The organism is Microbacterium sp. CnD16-F (genome assembly GCF_024124465.1).
Classification (GTDB): domain Bacteria; phylum Actinomycetota; class Actinomycetes; order Actinomycetales; family Microbacteriaceae; genus Microbacterium; species Microbacterium gawkjiense.
The window spans coordinates 41,992-58,760 of the sequence record NZ_JAMXSA010000010.1; the positions used below are offsets into that span (position 1 = coordinate 41,992).

Here is a 16,769-nt window from a genome sequence, read left to right on the forward strand (position 1 = left end):
ACCTCGAATCGATTCGAACCCCCTGAAAGCCCCCATGGCCACCTCCCTCACGACGGGCCGCCCTTGGCGCGTCATCCTGCTGTTCACCCTGCCGCTCATGATCGGCAACGTGGTGCAGCAGCTGTACCACTTCGCCGACACGATCGTCGTGGGTCGGCTGCTCGGCGTCGACGCGCTCGCCGCCGTGGGAGCGACCGGCAGCCTGCTCTTCCTGCTGCTCGGTTTCGCGTGGGGTCTCACGTCCGGGTTCGCGATCCCGACCGCGCAGGCCTACGGAGCGATGGATGCCGCCGGTGTCCGCCGCTCCGTCGCCACCGGCGCCGTCCTCAGCGGCATCACGACGGTCATCCTGACCGTCGGCGCGCCGCTGCTCGCCGAGCCCGCACTCGTGGCGCTGCAGACGCCGCCCGAGCTGCTCGCGGACGCGACCGTCTTCGCCCAGGTGAGCTTCCTCGGCGCCGGGGCGCTCATGTTCTTCAACTTCCTGTCCGCCGTCATCCGTGCGATCGGCGACTCCCGGACCCCGCTCGTCTTCCTCATCGTCGCGTGCGCCCTGAACGTCGTGCTCGTGATCGCCGCGATCGCGTGGCTCGGCCTCGGTGTCGCCGGCGCGGCTCTCGCGACCGTCGTCGCCCAGGGTGTCTCGGTACTCCTGTGCCTCGAGTTCGTGCGCCGCCGCATCCCCGAACTGCACCTGAAGCGCGAGGACTGGCGCATCACCCGCGCCGACATCGTCGCGCACCTGCGTCTCGGTCTGCCGATGGGCTTCCAGGCGTCGATCATCGCGATCGGTGCGCTGACCGTGCAGGTCGCGCTCAACACGCTCGGCGGCGAGGCGATCGCGGCCTACACCGCGGCATCCCGTGTCGACGGCCTCGCCGTCGCCCTGCTGCAGTCGATGTCGCTCGCGGTCTCGATGTACGTCGCCCAGAACTACGGCGCCGGCCGTCCCGACCGCATCCGACGCGGCGTCGTGCAGGCGACGTGGATCGCCGTCGGAGCGGCGGTGGCCCTCGGCATCCTGCTCATCTCCCTCGGCGGCCCGATCGTCCGCATCTTCGTCGGAGACGGCGCGGACGACGTCGTGCACCTCGCGGTCTCGATGCTCGTCATCAACGGTTTCAGCTACACCGCCCTCGGCATCCTGTTCGTCACGCGCGGTGCGCTGCAGGGGCTCGGCAACGCCGTCATTCCGACGGTGACGGGTGTCGTCGAGCTCGTCGCGCGGGCGGCGGCGGCGATCCTGCTGGGAGCCCTGTTCGGGTTCATCGGCGTGGCGTGGTCGAACCCGCTGGCGTGGATCTCGGCGGCGATCATCCTGATCCCGGCGTACATCCGCGCGCACCGGATGCTCGCGACGATGCCGATGGCGCCGATGACCATCACCCCGACCACGCCGATCGCCGTCATCGGACCGGTCGACGGCTCGATGACGGTCGAGACGGTCGTGACGCAGCCGGTCCCGCTGCCGAAGCCCACCTCGCGGATGCGCCGCGCCCTGCGTCGCCGCGCCGGCACGTCGCGCCGCCTCGCCCGCAAACGCTGACGCCGAGGTCCCGATCCGACCGGGTATCGCACCGCGCCGTGTCGCGGAGGAGCTCGTCTCGGGCGAACGCTTCGACGCAATCGATACCTGAGCGAAACCTGTGGGGTGCATGATCGTGGGGTGACCACCGTGTTCCCCGCGCTGACCGAGACCCCCGACCCGCAGTTCGTGATGGTGGGGGACGGCTACCGCATCGCGACGTACGAGTGGGGACCGGCGGATGCCCCGACGGTCATCCTCGTGCACGGTTTCGCCTCGAGCGCCCGCGACAACTGGGTGAACACGGGCTGGGTGCGCGACCTGCTACGCGCGGGGTACCGCGTGCTCGCCGTCGACCAGCGCGGACACGGCGCGAGCGACAAGCCGCATGAGTCGCGTGCCTACGCGCTGCGGACGATGGTGACCGACCTCGAGGCCGTGCTCGACACCTACCTCGTCGACGAGGCGCTGTACGTCGGGTACTCGCTCGGCGCCCGCGTCGGATGGGAGGTCGCCCGCGACCTGGAGCCCCGCATCCCGCGCGTCGTCCTCGGCGGCGTCCCCGACGGGGTGCCGCTCGGTCGTCTCGATCTCGACCAGGTGCAGGCGTACGTCGACGAGGGCGAGCCGGTGACGGATGCCGTGACCCACGACTACATCACCCTCACCGAGCGGGTGCCCGGCAACGACCTGCGGGCGCTGCTCGCGATCGCCCGCGGCATGCGCGCGACGGGCACGGTCGACCCCGACCCCGGAAAGGCGCCCGGCCAGCCGGTGCTCTTCGCCACGGGCACGAAGGACGGCATCATCGAGGGCTCGAAGTCGCTCGCCGCCGCGACTCCGCAGGGCCGGTTCGTCGAGATCCCGGACCGTCACCACTTCAACGCACCGGGTTCCCGCGTCTTCCGAGAGGCGGCGCTGGCCTTCCTCGCCGAGTAGGCCGCGCCGCGGCATCCGTCGACGTCCCATTCCGGCTGGGAAAGGTCGCGAGATACCCGGCCCGATCGGGACCTCGCCCCGCGCTACGCTCGCGCCATGACCGACCTTCCCTCGTGGGGCGTCGCAGCGGATTCGCCGACGGCCGAGCACTACCGCACCTTCGGCGCGCGCGAAGCGGCCGGATCATCGGCGACGTACGAGGACTGGGCGCTCGGGATCGCGGACGACGGCGACATGCTCGCGCTGATCGACGAGCTCCCCCGCGCCAAGCGGCAGGCGAACCTCGTCGTCGTCGACTGCCGCATCGAGAACGCCACGCCCCCGACCCGCCTGCCCGAGGTGGTGTGGCGCGGTGGCATCGACCTGAACCCACTCGACCCGGCCGACCCCGACACCCTCGCCTGGCTCGACGCGCTCGTGTGGCCCGAGCACGACGACCGCCGCGCCCGCCTCGCCGCCGCGGCGCGCATCGCGGCATCCGATCCCGCGCCGATCCGCGCCGGCGACCTGAACGACCTGATCGCGGATGCCGCGGCATCCGCCCCTCGCGATGCGACCCTCGTCGTCTTCCACACCGCGGTGCTCGCGTACCTGACCCCCGAGGACCGCGAGCGGTTCCGGCGGACGATGGCCGACACGGATGCCGTGTGGCTCTCGAACGAGGGGCTCGGCGTGTTCCCCGAGTTCGAGCGGGTGGTGCCGCCCGGGGAGCGGCACCGGTTCGTGCTGGCGGTCGACGGCGAGCCCGTCGCACTCACGCATCCGCACGGCCGCAGCTACCGCGCGCTCTGACCCCGCTCCGGGGACGCGATCTGCCGCCGCGCAGCATCACACCCGACGAAACGCGTCCCCGGAACCGCCCCCTCGTCCCACGAGCGCGCGAGTGGCAACATCGACTCCACAGCAGGAGGGAACCACCATGGCAGGCAAGACCAGCGGGGGAGCCGGCTTCAGCGACGCCGAGAAGGCCGCGATGAAGCAGCGGGCCGATGAGCTCAAGGCGACGAAGGGCCTGCAGGGCCTCGCCAAGATCGAGAAGGAGAACCAGGCCTGCCTCGACGCGATCGAGGCGCTCGAGGGCACCGATCGCATCATCGCCGAGCGGGTGCACGTCATCGTCCTCGAAGAGGCGCCCCACCTCAACCCGAAGACGTTCTACGGCTTCCCGGCCTATGCGAAGGACGGCAAGGTCGTCGTCTTCTGGCAGCCGGCATCCAAGTTCAACACCCGTTACGGCACGGTCAGCTTCGACGAGCCCGCGCAGCTCGACGACGGTCCGATGTGGCCGGTCTCGTTCGCGGTGATCGAGATGACGGATGCCGTGGAGCAGCGCATCCGCGAACTCGTCAGGGCTGCGGCACCGCGAGACTGACGATCCGGTCGTCGCCCTCGCGGGGCGACCCCCGCCCGTCGGTGTTGTTGGTGAGCACGAACAGCGTGCCGTCGGGGCCGATGATCACGTCGCGGAGCCGGCCGTACTCGGTGGTGAGGTCGGTCGACGTCGACGGATCCGCGACGGGAACGGCGCGGAGCACGCGGCCGCGCAGGTTCGCGATGACGATCGTGTCGTTCACGACGGCGATGCCGCTGGGGCTGGCGGCATCCGTCGGCCACGTCTGCACCGGGTCGATGAACCCGTCCGCCTCGCCGCCGGTCCCCTCGACGAACGGCCAGCCGTAGTTGCCGCCCGGCTCGATGATGTTGAGCTCGTCGCGGTAGTTGCGGCCGAACTCGCTCGCGAACATCGTGCCGTCCTCGGCCCACGCGAAGCCCTGCACGTTGCGGTGACCGAGGCTGTAGACGGGGGAGTCGGGGTCGGGATTGTCCGGCGGGACGCTGCCGTCGGGCGCCATCCGCAGGATCTTGCCCGCGAGCGAACCGGGGTCCTGCGAGGCGGGTTCGTCGCTCGTGTCGCCGTTCGCGATGTAGAGCATCCCGTCGGGACCGAACGCGATGCGCCCACCGTTGTGGTGGGTGCCCGCCGGCATCCCGTCGATGACCGACTCCGGTTCGCCGAGCCCGAAAGAACCCGCAGAGCCCGTGATCGGGTAGCGCTGCACCCGGTTGCCGTCGCGGGCGGTCGAGTAGACGAACAGGTCGTCGCCGTCGATCGCGAGACCCAGCAGACCGCCCTCGTCGCTGTGCACCACACCCTCGACCGTCGCGACGACACGCGTCGCACCGTCCGCCGCGACCTCGAGGATGCGGGCGCTGTCGCGTTCGCTCACGAACACGGTGTCCCCGTGCACGGCCATCGACCACGGAGCCTCGAGCCCCGTCGCGACGGTGCGCGGCGTCACCGGGGTGGGCGTCGGGGTGGGCGTGGCCGTGGGGGTGACGGTCGGCGTCGGCGACGCGGCAGTCGGCTGCTCGACGGTCGGCTGCCCGGGCGCCGCGCACCCCGCGAGAGCGAGGGCCGCGGCGAGGCCGAGCCCGGCGGACGAGGCGGCGGAGCGGCGGCGCGGGGACATGCGCTCAGTCAACCGCATCCTGTCGCGCCGGAGGCCGGAACCGGGCGGACGACCTAAACTGGGGGCATCCCGTCCCCGTCCCCGAGAGACAGCCTGTGCCTGACGCCGCCCCCCGTACCTTCGAGGTGCGCCACCTGCAGATGGGGCGCGCCCTCTTCGCGGCGATCGCGGCGGTCATGATCACGTTCTCGGTCGATCACTCCGCGCAGGTCGGCGGAGCCGTCTTCAGCGGGTTCGCCGTGGCCACCGCACTCATCCTGATCCTGTCGGCGTGGCTCGTGTTCCGCGCGGGTGAGCGCTGGCAGGCGGTGCTCCTCGGCATCCTGACCCTCGTCGCGGGCATGATCGCGACCCTGCCCGTCGCGCGCACCGTCGACGGATACTTCACGGTCGTCCTCGTCTGGGCGCTCGCGGCTGGCGTCGCGGAGCTCGTGATCGGCATCGTCGGCCGCCGCCGGGGCGCACCTGCCGCGCGCGAGTCCGTCTTCGTCGGCGCCCTCACGATCGTGCTGGGTGTCGCGCTGGTGTTCATCCCGCGCGAGTACATGCTCGAGTACTACATCGACGAGGCGCGTCGCTCCTTCACCCTCACCGGCATCACGATCGGCGTCGGTGTGTTCGGCGGCTACGCGGCGATCGTCGCGGTGTATCTGGGGATCGCCGCATTCTCACCTCGTCCCGCTGCGGTCCCCGCGGTGGAGACGGCCAACACGGATGCCGCTGGAGGCCGCTCATGACCGACAAGAACCCGACCCGCCGCGACCTGATGCGCCCGGTCCAGCTGCTCGGCTTCGCGCTGCTCGCGGCCCTGTTCGCCGGGATCGTGACCCTCGTCTCGATGGGGGTGCTGCAGGATCAGCGTCCGACCAGCGACGTCGACCAGCACCTGCGTGCCTGGGGCGTCGCCGCGATCGTCGCCGGGGTCACCTTCATCGCGACGCTCGTGATCATGGCGCTGTCGCTGCTGGTCGTCGACCCCGCGCAGGTCGGCAAGCAGGTCGACCGCGGCCTGCTCCTCGACCCGGAGGACGACGCCGCTCCGGACGCCCCCGGCGACGCCGGCCGCGGCCCGCGCTCCCCGCACTGACCCGCGCGCCGCGCACTGACCCGCGCTCAGCGCAGCAGGTCGACGAGCCGGTCGGCGAGACCCGCGTAGCCGGCGGGGGTGAGCGCGAGCAGGCGCTGCTTCGCGGCATCGCCGATGTCGAGGCCGTTCACGAACTCGGCGAGTTCGGGCGCCCCGACGCGGCGGCCGCGCGTGAGGTCCTTCAGCAGGGCGTACGGGTCGGTGATCTGCGAGCGGCCGGCGACGATCTCGGCGCGCACGACGGTCTGGATCGCCTCGGCGAGGACCTCCCAGTTCGCGTCGAGGTCGGCTAGCAGCACGTCGCGCGACAGCGAGATCTCGGTGAGCCCACGCTGCAGGTTGTCGAGCGCGAGCAGCGAGTGGCCGAAGGCGACGCCGATGTTGCGCTGCGTCGTCGAGTCGGTGAGGTCGCGCTGCTGGCGCGACGTGACGAGCGTCTGCGCGAGCGTCCCGAACAGCCCGCCCGAGATCTCGAGGTTCGCCTCGGCGTTCTCGAACCGGATCGGGTTGATCTTGTGCGGCATCGTCGACGAGCCGGTCGCACCCGCGACGGGGATCTGCGCGAAGAAGCCCATGGAGATGTAGGTCCACACGTCGGTGGCGAGGTTGTGCAGGATGCCGCCCGCGTGGCGCACGCGGTCGTACAGCTCGACCTGCCAGTCGTGCGACTCGATCTGGGTCGTCAGCTCGTTGAACCCGATGCCGAGCCCCTCGATGAAGCCGCGCGAGAGAGCGGGCCAGTCGACGTCGGGCTCGGCGGCGAGGTGCGCCGACCAGGTTCCGGTCGCCCCCGAGAACTTCGCGAGGTACTCGCCGCCCTCGATCTGGCCGGCGACCCGCTGCAGGCGCCACGCGAAGACGGCGAGTTCCTTGCCCATCGTCGAGGGCGTCGCGGGCTGACCGTGCGTGCGTGAGAGCATGACGGCATCCCGGTGCTCTTCGGCCAGCTGCGTCAGCGAGGCGATGACCGCGCGCAGCTTGGGCAGCCAGACCCGCTCGACGGCGCGCTGGACGGTGAGCGCGTACGAGGCGGAATTGATGTCCTCGCTCGTGCACGCGAAGTGGGTGAGCTCGGCGATGGCGTCGAGCCCGAGCGATGACAGGCGGTCGCGGACGAGGTACTCGATCGCCTTCACGTCGTGCCGGGTGACGGCCTCCTTCTCGGCGAGCCAGGCGATGTCGTCGTCGCCGAAGTCGCGGTAGAGGCTGCGCAGCGACTCCTTCTGCTCATCGGTGAGCGCGGACGATCCGAACAGACCGCGGTCGGTCAGCGTGATGATCCACTCGACCTCGACCTCGACGCGGGCCCGGTTGAGGCCCGCCTCCGAGAGGTACTCGGCCAGCGGGGCGACTGCGGCGGCGTAACGACCGTCGAGCGGGCTGAGGGACATCGAGGGCAGGGAGGACACGCGACTCCGTTCGGTGGGGGGTGCGCTCACCGGCGAAGCGCGGGTTCGAGCTGCCGGAACAACGCCCGGCTGGCGCTCTCGATCATACCGAGCACCTCATCGAACATCGTGGGGCCGCCGTAGTAGGGGTCGGGCACGTCGAGGGCCCCGTCGGCCCGCGCGTCGAAGCTGAGCAGCAGCGCGAGCTTGTCGACGTCGGCGGGGCTGCGCGCCCACTCCGACAGGATCCGCTCGTGCGAGCGGTCCAGCGCGATCACGAGGTCGTTGCGGTCGAAGTCCTCGCGGGAGAACTGCCGCGCGCGGTGCCGGGTGCCGTCGTACCCGCGGCGGACCAGGGCTTCGAGCGTGCGGCTGTCGGCTCGTTCGCCGACGTGCCATTCGCCGGTGCCGGCGCTCGTCGAGACGACACGGTCGCCGAGGCCCGCCTGATCGGCGAACCACCGGAACACGACCTCCGCCATCGGGGACCGGCAGATGTTGCCCGTGCACACGAACAGCACACGGAAAGCATCATCGGGCTCGGGCACCCTTCCATTGTGCTGATCGTCGGGCCTTCTGCACAGAGCGGGTCCGCTGCGCGGCATCCACCGTCCGTTCCGGGCGCCCTCCGAAGAGCGGATGCCGGGGGCACAGTCGACGCATGTCCGATGTTCTCGCGCAGTCCCCGTACCTGTGGGGCGCTCCCGTGGGGGAGCGTCTCGCCGCCCTCGACGACGGGATCGCTCTGCTGCGACAGGCCGACGATCAGGTGCTCGAGTTGCTCGCCGACGTCCGGCGGATCGCGCACCTCGTCGACTGGCGCGCCGAGGCCGCCGACGCGTTCCGCGAGGCGGTGGCCGCGTGGGAGGGCGAGGTCGCCCGGTTGTCGACGTCGATCGAGGGGGCGATCGACCAGGCGTACGGCGACCGCACCTGGGTCGAGGCGACGGGCTGATGGCGGAGATCGAGATCCGCGGCGGCCGCGTCGTCGCCGTCGACACCGAGACCCTGCGCAGCGCGGCGGCGCAGACCGAGCTCGCGGTCGCCGACGCCGACACCGTCCGTGCCGGACTGACGCTGGCCGACCGCCTCCTCGGGTCCGCGACGATCGGCGGGGGCGCCGCGTACCTCGCCACCGCCGCGGGCGCGGTCGTCGAGCGGGGGCAGGAGCTTGCGCGCGCACTCCGCGACACGGCGACCGCGTACGAGATCGTCGAGCTGCAGGCGCGTGCGGCGATCGCCTGGCACGGGGACGCGCGCGATCGGGGCGACGTGGTGGACCTCGCCCGGAAGGTGGCGGAGCTCGAGGCATCCTCCCCCGCTGCGGCAGAAGCCGCGCGGCAGGCCGTCGCGGACGCGCCCGATCCCTTCGCGACGGTCGCGGGCGAGCTGTGGTGGACGACCCTCGCCTCCGGCCTCGCGCCCGTCGCAGTGGGCGCGCTCCGCTGGGGGGCAGCGGAGATCCGGGACCGCGGCACGGGAACGCTTCCCGAGGGGAGCCGTCTGCTCGGAAAGCCAGCGCGTCCCACCGTCGAGCTGGCGCGGTCCCAGCCGGGATCGGCGCCCGCGACGGTCGCCGACGTGGCGCGCCGCGTGCCCGGCGGCGGGCCGGGCGCCATCCGGGTCGAGCGGTACACGATGCCGGACGGGGGACGGCGGTTCGCGCTGTACCTTTCGGGCACACGGTTCGGAGACGACCCCGGGACGTTCGACTGGTCGTCGAACGTCGCCCTGTACGACGGGATGAGGTCGTCTTCCTATGAAGCGAGCCGCATCGCGCTCGAGAAGGCGGGAGCGAAGCCCGGCGATTCGGTGATGGTCAGCGGGCACTCCCAGGGCGCCATGGTCGCCAGCCGGATCGCGCTCGAGAAGGAGTACGAGGTGCCGATGATCGTCGGGTTCGGCAACCCCGTCCAGGCCGACGTGGGGCCGGACACCCTGCAGGTCGACTTCCGGCACCGGGACGACGTGGTGCCGCTCCTGGCGGGCGGAGGCCACGACGCCGAGATCGGCGCCCCCGGGAGCATGGTCGTCGAGCGCACCGTCGACCCGCTTCCGTGGTTGAACTCCCACCAGATGGACGAGTACACCGCGACGTCCGAGATGCTCGACGTCTCGACCGACCCGCGGATGGATGCCGTGCGCGACCGCCTCGCCGAGCTCGGCACGGCGGAGTCGGTGGAGGTGTTCGTCTACGACACCGCCGAGGGCGTCAGCGCTTCGTCTGCGGACGCAGGATGATCCCGAAGACGAAGTTGATGAGCGAGATGATCAGCGCCGCGACGACGCCCAGCCAGAACGACTCGACCGACAGACCCCAGCCCCACCACTCGGTGAACCACCCCGTCAGCCAGAACAGGAAACCGTTGATCACCAGCGAAATGAGGCCGAGCGTCAGGATGTAGAGCGGGAACGCCAGGATCTTCAGGATCGTCCCGATGACGGTGTTGACGATCGCGAAGACCGCCGCGACGGCCAGCAGCGACAGCACGAGCTGCAGCGTCTCGCCGGGTTCGAAGGGGGTCACCTCGACGCGCAGCGGCTCGATGAGGGTGACGACCCAGATCGCGAAGGCGTTGATCACGACGCGGACGATGAAGCGCATGCCCGCAGTCTCCCATGCCGTGCGCCCGTGGGCGAGGCACGGGCCGGCGCTCCCGCTCGTAGACTCGTCGCGTGACCGACATCCCCGTCCGGGTTCGTCCCGAGATCGCCGCGCTCCCCGCCTACAAGCAGGGCAAACAGGCCGGCGCCACCGCGTACAAGCTCTCCAGCAACGAGAACCCGTTCGACCCGCTCCCCGGCGTCGTCGCCGCGGTGCGTGACGCGGTCGCCTTCAACCGCTACCCCGACGCGCTCGCCGCCCGGCTGCGCACGCGCCTGGCGGAGCGGTTCGGGGTCACCGACGACCGCATCCACATCGCCGCCGGCTCGGTCTCGATCCTGTATCAGCTCGCGCAGGCGGTCGCCTCCGTCGGCGATGAGATCGTCCTCCCGTGGCGTTCCTTCGAGGCGTACCCGGGCATCGTGACGGTCACCGGCGCCACCCCCGTGATGGTCCCGCTGACGGATGCCGCCGCGGTCGACCTTCCCGCGCTCGCCGCCGCCGTCACCGACCGCACGCGCGCCGTCTTCGTCTGCACGCCGAACAACCCGACCGGCGCGGTCGTGACGCAGGCAGACTTCGACGCGTTCGTCGCCGCCGTCCCGGAGGACGTGCTGATCGTCCTCGACGAGGCGTACGTCGAGTTCGTGACGGATGCCGCAGCCGTCAACGGCGAGCGGGTCATCGCCGCCGGGCACGACAACGTCGTGATCCTCCGCACCTTCTCGAAGGCGTACGGGCTCGCCGGCCTGCGCATCGGTTACGCCGTCGGGCACCCCCGCATCCTCGATGCCGCCCGCAGTGCCGGCATCCCCCTCTCCGTCACGGCGCAGGCCGAGGCCGCCGCGCTCGCGAGCCTCGACGCCGAGGACGACCTGCGCGAGCGCGTCGCGGTCGTGGCGCGGCGGCGTGACCTTCTGGTCGACCGCCTGCGCGAGATCGGATGGGACGTACCGACCGCGCAGGGCAACTTCGTCTGGCTCCCGGCCGGCGACCGATCGCTCGAGGTCGCGGCGGCCTTCGAGGCCGCCGACCTCGTGGTCCGGCCCTTCGCCGGCGACGGCGTGCGTGTGTCGGTGGGCGAGGAGGAGTCGATCGACCGCGTGGTCGAGGTCGCGGCATCCGTTCGCCCCTGACGGCGACCCATCTGCGCGCAAGCCGTCGCGCGGCACCCCGCCCGCGTTCCCCTGTCACGACACGCCGCGCGGCTCCGCACGTTGTGACAGGGGAGCGCGGCGCTTGCGGCATCCTCGCGCTCCCCTGTCGCGACACGCCGCGGGGCGCCGCGCTTCGTGACAGGGGAGCGCGCGGGTCAGCCCTTCGCCTTGCGGACGAACAGCGTCTCGGTCTGTTCGAGCTCCATGCCCTTCGTCTCGGGCACGCGCCAGGCGACGTAGACGAACGACAGCGCCGCGAACAGCGCGTACATGCCGTAGGTGAGGGGCAGCGACCAGGTCGACATCGCGGGGAACGACACCGTGATGAGGAAGTTCGCGATCCACTGCGCGCCGGCGGCGACGCCGAGCGCTTTGCCGCGGATGCGGCTGGGGAAGATCTCGCCGAGCAGCACCCACACGAGCGGGCCCCACGAGGCGCCGAATCCGACGACGAACAGGTTCGCCGCGATGAGCGCGACCGGCCCCCACGCGCCGGGCAGCGAGACCTCGCCGTCGACGGTGACCGCGAAGGCGAACGCGAGCGCCATGGTCGCGAGCGACAGGGTCATGAGCACCGAACCGGTCAGCAGGATCGGCTTGCGGCCGACACGGTCGACGAGCCAGATCGCGATGAGGGTCACGACGACGTTGGTGACCGAGGTGATCACGCTGATGAGCAGCGAGTTGCTCTCGTCGAAGCCGACCGCCTTCCAGAGGGTGGTCGAGTAGTAGAAGATCACGTTGATGCCGACGAACTGCTGGAACGTCGACAGGATGATGCCGACCCAGACGATGCCCTGCAGGCCGAGGACCGGGCCGCGAAGCGAGGCGCCCTTGGTCTTGCGGTCCTCGTCGATGGCGCCCCGGATCTCGTTGACGGACTTGTCGAGGTCGGCTTCGGGCACGAGTCGCGCGAAGATCTCGCGGGCCTCGTCGTTGCGTCCCTTCGCGAGCAGATAGCGGGGCGACTCGGGCATGGTGAAGGCGAGGATGCCGTAGACCGCGGCCGGGACGATGCCGACGAGGAACATCCAGCGCCACGCCTCGAGGCCGAGCCACAGCTGCTCCGACGCGCCGCCGGCGGTGTTCGCGAGGACGGCGTCGGAGAGGAGCGCGGCGAAGATACCGAGCGTGATCGCGAGCTGCTGCAGTGAAGCGAGGCTGCCGCGGATCTGCCGCGGCGCGATCTCGGCGATGTAGGCGGGGGCGACGACCGAGGCGATGCCGATGCCGATGCCGCCGATCACACGCCAGACGATCAGGTCGGGGACGCTGAAGGTCAGGCCCGATCCGATGGACGACACCAGGAACATGACGGCGCCGAGCATCATCGTCTTCAGGCGGCCCCAGCGGTCGGAGAGGCCGCCCGCGAGCACCGCGCCGACGGCGCAGCCGAGCAGGGCGACGGCGACGACGAAGCCGGTGAGGACGCTGTTCAGGTCGAAGTTCGACTCGATGGAGTCGACCGCGCCGTTGATGACGGACGAGTCGAATCCGAAGAGGAAGCCGCCGACCGCGGCGGCCACGGACAGTCCGATGGCGCGTCGCCCGTACGGGCTTTTCAACGAGAAGGAGTCCGCAGGAATGGTCCCGGTAGTGCTCATGAGGTTCGAGGGTACGCCGGTGCGCGTCGGTCCTGCCCGCCCTTGCGCGCGCGACGAAAACCGATACGGGTGGCAGTTGATCCGCGCTCGCCTGTCACAAACGGCGTGGCCTGCGCTTTCTCATCGGAACCTTTTCGTTCCTCAGGTGTGGGGCGCCTCGCGCCCGGGTCAGTCCTTCACGCACCACGTCGCCGACCGCCTCGCCGACGCTCTGCCGGCGGGCGAGGTCGAGATCGCCGATCTCACGGCTGAGGGCTTCGACCCCCGCTTCACGCTCGCCGATCGGCACGCGTACGCCGTGGCAGGGGAGTACCCCGCGGACGTCGCCGCCGAGATGGCCCGCATCGACCGCGCCGACCATCTCGTGCTCGTCTTCCCGGTGTTCTGGTGGTCGATGCCCGCCCTCCTCAAGGGCTGGATCGATCGGGTGTTCGCGAACGGGTGGGCCTTCGGTGTCGGCGAGGGCGGCGGCATCCGTCCCGGACTCGTCAGGCTCACGGTGCACCTGGTGCCCGTCGCGGGCTCGGATGCCGCGCTCTACGAGCGGCGCGGGTACGACCGCGCCTTCGCGACCCAGATCGAAACCGGCATCCTCGACTACTGCGGGGTGCGTCGCGGGCGGACCGAGTTCCTCTACGACGCGGATGCCGGTGGTGCCGCCGCCGACGTCGATGCCGTCGTCGCGCGCATCGCCGCCGCGGTCCGCGCCTGACGCTGCAGGAGGGCCCCCGGGCCCGAACGAACCGCGGGGGGAGGTCGGCTCGACGGCCGGGGCTCCCGGACGCGTCGCCATGACAGGGGAGACGCGATTCCGCGCGGACGATCCGGGGCTGGGTTGCCCGCGACGATACGCGCGCGTCCGCCCGAGCGGAAGGAGTAGGACCCGGCTGGAGGGGGGTTTCCCCCGGACCCCAGCCGGGTCGTGGTGCTGTAGCGGGGCCCGCATGCGGAAACGCCTTATCCCCCAGAGACCAATCCGAGTGCGGGCAAACCAGCGCCCCAAAATGGTGGTCCTACAGCACGTGAGAATCTATTCATGCTGGGCGACGTTCTTGTCCCCCTTTCGGGGGACAAGCGTCGTGTGGTAGAACTTTTGGCCGCCTACGAGGATCGGCGTCGGAACGCGTCGCCGAGCCAGCGGTCGTAGGCCGCCCACGGGTCGCCTATGCGCTCTCGCACGGCTTCGATGTGCGCCGCGAGCACCCCGGTGAGCGTGAACCATTCGCCGCCCTCGCGAAGCTCGGCGAACTCGCGGTGCCGCTGCTGCTCCAGAACGCGGTCGCCCGGTTCGAAGGCCAGCAGCTCGTCATGCATGATCGCGGCCAACCGGCGCCGTGGCGTCGCCGACGTGCCGATCTTCACGCGGTCGCGGTACCGCAGGTAGTAGACGACGTCGATCCGCGGCGGCGGGATGTCGGGGTCGGGGGCGTCGCCCAGCCGCCACCCGCAGCGCGTGCAGTACCAGGCGTCGTCACGGCGCTCGCCGACCGCGCCGCCGCAGAGGCGGCAGCGCGAGGGCAGGGCATCGGGCACGTGAGCATGGTGGCACCGACGGCCGACACCGTGTCGATCTCGATGTTGCGCCCGGCCTGGATGTAACCGGATACATGGGTACAGTCCCCGCGGTAACCGGTTACATGACCTGCAACGATGCAGAAGGAGGACGAGGGATGTCGTCATCGACGCTCGCCGATCGCCTCGATCGGATCGTGCTCTACCAGGTGTATCCGCAGAGTTTCGCGGATGCCGACGGTGACGGCATCGGCGATCTCGACGGGCTCGCGGGCCGCCTCGACCACCTGTCGTGGCTGGGCGTCGACGCCGTGTGGATCAACCCCTGCTTCGTCTCGCCCATGCGCGACGCCGGGTACGACGTCGCAAACTTCGATCACGTCGACCCGCGTTACGGAGGCGATGCCGCCCTCGACCGGCTGATCGCCGAAGCCGACCGACGTGGCATCGCCGTCCTGCTCGACCTCGTGGCCGGGCACACGTCCGACCGGCATCCCTGGTTCCAGGCTGCGGTCGCCGACGACACCGATCATCGGTACGTCTTCTCGGACCGCGCCGCCGAGGGGTTCGAGCCGGTTCCCGGCCCGCGCGGCGGCTTCTACAAGCCGAACTACCCCGAGGCCCTCGGCCACGCGCTGCGCCACACCCACGAGGTGACCGGCGGCATCCCCATGATCGTCACCGAGAACGGCATGGCGACGGCCGACGACAGCCGGCGCATCGACTACACGACCGGCGCGCTCGAGGGTGTGTCGGCCGCGCTGCGCGACGGCCTCGACCTGCGGGGGTACCTGCACTGGTCGCTGCTCGACAACTACGAGTGGGGCTCGTACCGTCCGACGTTCGGGCTCATCCACGTCGACCACGAGACCTTCGCTCGCACGCCCAAGCCGAGCCTCGCGTGGCTCGGCGACCTGGCCCGCCGCGGGGTGATCCCGGCCGCCTGAGGCTCGCGCGCCGTCGCTTCGCGAGGAGATGGAGGTTCCCGAGGATCGGATCGAGCGGATGCCTCCTCTCGAACCGACATCTCCTCGCGAACGCGACAGGGGCGCGGTACCCGAAGGACCCGCGCCCCTGCGATGGATGCCGCGGGGCGGCATCCGCTCAGTCGTCGAGTTCGGTCTTCAGCACCGTGCCGGACGCGTCGAGGGTGACCTCGACGATCTGACGGTCGCCCGTGAGGATCGACACGTCGAACGGGGAACGGTTGTCGTCGTCGGCGTCGACGTCGATGATGCGCCCGGGCTGCTCCGCGAGGGCCGCGTCGACCATGGCCTGCAGCGTGGCGGTGTCGAGCACGTTCTGCGGCGCGCGGTCGTCGGCGTCGGGTCCTTCCGTCTCGCGCACGACCGCCTGGCCGTCCGCGCCGACGAGGACCTCGGTCTCGGACCCGTCCGCGCCCGTGAGGGTGACGTCCCAGCTGCCGTCGCGGTTCCCGTCGATCGCGGTCGGCTCGCCGTCGGCGACGCCCTGCGCAGCCTTCGCGATGCCGTCGAGCGCTGCGGCGTCGGACGCACCGAACTCGCCGGACGCGGTCGTCGCCGCGCTGTCGACGACGTCGGACGCGTCATCGTCGGTGTCGTCGACGCGCGTGCCGTCGGCCTCGCCCTGCGTTCCGGCGGCGGGGTCCTGCGTGCCGTCGGCCTCGCCCTGCTGGCTGACGGCCACGCCGTCCAGTCGGTCGTCGTCGAGTGCGGAGCCGATCGCGACGCCGCCGCCGACGAGCACGAGTGCGCCGAGCGCTGCGCCACCGGCGATCAGCGCGGTGCGGCCGCGCCGCTTCGCCGGCTTCGCCGCCGCCGGCTCGGCGGCGGGCGTGTACGGCTGGGTGGGGGTGGACGGGTCGGGGGTGGTGGTGTTCTCGCTCATGCACCCAGAGTGCCGAGCGGGCACTGAAGCCCACCTGAAGCGACCTGAAGCGGTCTTCAGGATGCCGGGATGCCAGGATCGAGGGATGTCCGAGAGCCTCTCCTCCGCCGCCTTCCCCCTCGATCGTGACGCCGCCGACCGGATGTGGGCCGACTACCGCGCCGCCCATCCCGCTGCCGCGGCGGCAGGACCGGACTACACGGTCGAGCACTTCGGCGACAGCCCGCGGCTCGCGGACCAGCTCCTCGACGCCGTGCTGAACGGTCCGAAGCGGGCGACCTCCGAACTGGTCGCGGAGTTCTTCGAGCACGGCGACCAGCTGCCGCGGATCGGTTCGCACTGGATCGCGTGCGACGGCACCGGCGCGCCGCGCATCATCATCCGCAGCACCGAACTGCGCGTCGGCCCGTTCGCGAGCGCCGACGCGGCCTTCGCGTTCGACGAGGGCGAGGACGATCGCTCCCTGGAGAGCTGGCAGCGCGAGCACCGCCGCTACTTCACACGGGTCGCCGCCGCCCGCGGCGCGGAGTGGTCCGAGGACGACGAGATCGTCTTCGAGCGGTTCGCCGTGGTCTGGCCGCCCGAGCACGCCGACTGAGCGCTCCTGCCTGA

Annotated in this window: 19 protein-coding genes; 12 read left to right on the plus strand and 7 right to left on the minus strand. The window is 71.2% G+C overall.

Features of this window, described 5'->3' with window-relative positions:
• Positions 1–34: 34 nt before the first annotated feature.
• The 4 genes from NH287_RS04725 (at position 35) to NH287_RS04740 (ending at position 3,836) form a co-directional block, all read left to right on the plus strand.
• On the plus strand, positions 35–1,546 hold the full coding sequence (locus tag NH287_RS04725) for an MATE family efflux transporter (RefSeq protein ID WP_217528736.1): 1,512 nt from the start codon (positions 35–37) through the stop codon (positions 1,544–1,546).
• Between the two features lie 120 nt (positions 1,547–1,666).
• Positions 1,667–2,464 (plus strand): alpha/beta hydrolase, encoded by a 798-nt coding sequence (locus NH287_RS04730; RefSeq protein ID WP_253034677.1) that lies wholly within the window; start codon positions 1,667–1,669, stop codon positions 2,462–2,464.
• Between the two features lie 96 nt (positions 2,465–2,560).
• Positions 2,561–3,256, plus strand: coding sequence for a DUF2332 family protein (locus tag NH287_RS04735; RefSeq protein ID WP_253034678.1), 696 nt, complete (start codon positions 2,561–2,563; stop codon positions 3,254–3,256).
• 127 nt (positions 3,257–3,383) lie between these two features.
• Entirely contained in the window at positions 3,384–3,836 is a 453-nt protein-coding gene (locus NH287_RS04740) for an iron chaperone (RefSeq protein ID WP_253034679.1), read from the plus strand.
• On the opposite strand, the gene NH287_RS04745 is transcribed toward NH287_RS04740, so the two are convergent.
• Positions 3,811–4,935 (minus strand): sorbosone dehydrogenase family protein, encoded by a 1,125-nt coding sequence (locus tag NH287_RS04745; protein WP_253034680.1) that lies wholly within the window; start codon positions 4,933–4,935, stop codon positions 3,811–3,813. The genes NH287_RS04740 and NH287_RS04745 overlap by 26 nt on opposite strands.
• A 95-nt stretch (positions 4,936–5,030) precedes the next feature.
• On the opposite strand from NH287_RS04745, the gene NH287_RS04750 reads away from it, so the two are divergent.
• Positions 5,031–5,672: an acyl-CoA synthetase gene (locus tag NH287_RS04750; RefSeq protein ID WP_253034681.1), complete on the plus strand. Its 642-nt coding sequence runs from the start codon at positions 5,031–5,033 to the stop codon at positions 5,670–5,672.
• The gene (locus NH287_RS04755) at positions 5,669–6,022 is read left to right on the plus strand and encodes a hypothetical protein (protein WP_064002711.1); all 354 of its coding nucleotides are present in this window, start codon (positions 5,669–5,671) and stop codon (positions 6,020–6,022) included. Before NH287_RS04750 ends, NH287_RS04755 begins: the two co-directional genes overlap by 4 nt.
• Positions 6,023–6,048: 26 nt before the next feature.
• On the opposite strand, the gene purB is transcribed toward NH287_RS04755, so the two are convergent.
• Together purB and NH287_RS04765 are read right to left on the minus strand one after the other, a co-directional pair.
• Entirely contained in the window at positions 6,049–7,431 is a 1,383-nt protein-coding gene (purB, locus tag NH287_RS04760; protein WP_217529182.1) for an adenylosuccinate lyase, read from the minus strand.
• Between the two features lie 26 nt (positions 7,432–7,457).
• Positions 7,458–7,931 carry a low molecular weight protein-tyrosine-phosphatase gene (locus NH287_RS04765; protein ID WP_308210388.1) on the minus strand — a complete coding sequence of 158 codons (474 nt, stop codon included), beginning with the start codon at positions 7,929–7,931 and terminating at the stop codon, positions 7,458–7,460.
• A 140-nt stretch (positions 7,932–8,071) separates the two neighbouring features.
• Between NH287_RS04765 and NH287_RS04770 the strand changes: the two genes are divergently transcribed.
• Together NH287_RS04770 and NH287_RS04775 are read left to right on the plus strand one after the other, a co-directional pair.
• Positions 8,072–8,365 carry a hypothetical protein gene (locus NH287_RS04770; RefSeq protein ID WP_253034682.1) on the plus strand — a complete coding sequence of 98 codons (294 nt, stop codon included), beginning with the start codon at positions 8,072–8,074 and terminating at the stop codon, positions 8,363–8,365.
• Positions 8,365–9,651, plus strand: a complete 1,287-nt coding sequence (locus NH287_RS04775; RefSeq protein WP_253034683.1) for a hypothetical protein — start codon at positions 8,365–8,367, stop codon at positions 9,649–9,651. Before NH287_RS04770 ends, NH287_RS04775 begins: the two co-directional genes overlap by 1 nt.
• Here NH287_RS04775 and NH287_RS04780 read toward each other — a convergent pair.
• Positions 9,623–10,015 carry a phage holin family protein gene (locus tag NH287_RS04780; RefSeq protein WP_253034684.1) on the minus strand — a complete coding sequence of 131 codons (393 nt, stop codon included), beginning with the start codon at positions 10,013–10,015 and terminating at the stop codon, positions 9,623–9,625. The genes NH287_RS04775 and NH287_RS04780 overlap by 29 nt on opposite strands.
• Before the next feature lie 71 nt (positions 10,016–10,086).
• Here NH287_RS04780 and NH287_RS04785 point away from each other — a divergent pair, with 71 nt between their 5' ends.
• Complete coding sequence (locus NH287_RS04785) at positions 10,087–11,151, plus strand: histidinol-phosphate transaminase (protein WP_253034685.1); 1,065 nt, start codon at positions 10,087–10,089, stop codon at positions 11,149–11,151.
• A gap of 176 nt (positions 11,152–11,327) precedes the next feature.
• Here the strand turns inward: NH287_RS04785 and NH287_RS04790 are convergent, their stop codons facing one another.
• Positions 11,328–12,776 carry a sugar porter family MFS transporter gene (locus tag NH287_RS04790; protein WP_253034686.1) on the minus strand — a complete coding sequence of 483 codons (1,449 nt, stop codon included), beginning with the start codon at positions 12,774–12,776 and terminating at the stop codon, positions 11,328–11,330.
• A gap of 145 nt (positions 12,777–12,921) precedes the next feature.
• Here NH287_RS04790 and NH287_RS04795 point away from each other — a divergent pair, with 145 nt between their 5' ends.
• Positions 12,922–13,488 (plus strand): NAD(P)H-dependent oxidoreductase, encoded by a 567-nt coding sequence (locus NH287_RS04795; RefSeq protein WP_253034687.1) that lies wholly within the window; start codon positions 12,922–12,924, stop codon positions 13,486–13,488.
• Between the two features lie 389 nt (positions 13,489–13,877).
• Here NH287_RS04795 and NH287_RS04800 read toward each other — a convergent pair whose 3' ends face one another.
• Positions 13,878–14,309, minus strand: coding sequence for a GIY-YIG nuclease family protein (locus tag NH287_RS04800; RefSeq protein ID WP_253034688.1), 432 nt, complete (start codon positions 14,307–14,309; stop codon positions 13,878–13,880).
• A gap of 137 nt (positions 14,310–14,446) precedes the next feature.
• Here NH287_RS04800 and NH287_RS15410 point away from each other — a divergent pair, with 137 nt between their 5' ends.
• Positions 14,447–15,235 carry a family 1 glycosylhydrolase gene (locus NH287_RS15410; RefSeq protein WP_374209362.1) on the plus strand — a complete coding sequence of 263 codons (789 nt, stop codon included), beginning with the start codon at positions 14,447–14,449 and terminating at the stop codon, positions 15,233–15,235.
• A gap of 157 nt (positions 15,236–15,392) precedes the next feature.
• Here the strand turns inward: NH287_RS15410 and NH287_RS04815 are convergent, their stop codons facing one another.
• Positions 15,393–16,157 (minus strand): PepSY domain-containing protein, encoded by a 765-nt coding sequence (locus NH287_RS04815; protein WP_253034689.1) that lies wholly within the window; start codon positions 16,155–16,157, stop codon positions 15,393–15,395.
• 85 nt (positions 16,158–16,242) lie between these two features.
• Between NH287_RS04815 and NH287_RS04820 the strand changes: the two genes are divergently transcribed.
• Positions 16,243–16,755 (plus strand): ASCH domain-containing protein, encoded by a 513-nt coding sequence (locus NH287_RS04820; RefSeq protein ID WP_253034690.1) that lies wholly within the window; start codon positions 16,243–16,245, stop codon positions 16,753–16,755.
• Positions 16,756–16,769 lie beyond the last annotated feature (14 nt).